General features: G+C 36.8%; 2 protein-coding genes. One reads left to right on the forward strand and one right to left on the reverse strand.

Features of this window, described 5'->3' with window-relative positions; genetic code table 11:
• Window positions 1-256: MerR family transcriptional regulator (locus tag AC1DWA_RS32980; RefSeq protein WP_477917630.1), on the reverse strand; the 256-nt coding region annotated here is incomplete at its 3' end.
• A gap of 255 nt (window positions 257-511) precedes the next feature.
• On the opposite strand from AC1DWA_RS32980, the gene AC1DWA_RS32985 reads away from it, so the two are divergent.
• Complete coding sequence (locus tag AC1DWA_RS32985) at window positions 512-691, forward strand: hypothetical protein (RefSeq protein ID WP_029325212.1); 180 nt, start codon at window positions 512-514, stop codon at window positions 689-691.
• The last annotated feature ends 29 nt before the right edge of the window (window positions 692-720 follow it).

Genomic DNA, 720 nt, shown 5'->3' on the forward strand with positions numbered 1-720 from the left:
CCTGTGTGCTGTCCTGACTGTCCTGGACAGCACACAGGACGCAGTCTTTAATTGTCTTGCCGCCTTGTTTATGTAGATTTAGCATTTTATTGAAAAGCAAAAGATCATTTTCTGTGTAGATGGTTTTTCCTTTATGGTTTCTGAAAGTCACGCCAACTTTAGCAAATTGACTTTTGTAGTTTCTTAAAGTTGATGAACTCACTCTTAATTTTTCAGCAAAAATAGAAGCTTCATACGTTTTTTCTGTAGGGACCACTTTTAGCAAAACTATCCCTCCTTTGTTTAATTAAATATTCGTTATTAAAGTTTAAATATCCTGTCTGTCCTAAGTGTCCTGGACGTCCTGGTTGTCCTCTGTCCTGTCTGTCCTGTCCGTCCTGTCCGTCCTAAGTGTCCTGGACACTTAGGACACTTGCATTTTTTTGTTTTGGGTAATTATTAGTTCGTTGACCAAAATTTAGAATAAGGATATAATGGTTACCAATGTAACCAAAAAGTGAAGGTGATTAATATGGCTGAAGAAAAAGCTAAAACAGAAAGAAAATTATTAAGGATCGAGCCTGAAGCTAATATTCAAATTAAAGAATTAGCATTAGCTTTAACGAAAGAAAAAGGCTCAAGAGTCACTGAAGGGAAAGCAGTTCAGATTGCTGTGCAGAAAATGTTGGAGGAAAAAAGAAGCTTAATTTAAGCCGGCTTCTTCTAATAGCCGGTTTAAGC

Source organism: Rhodococcus sp. P4_F3_2, from assembly GCF_056401335.1.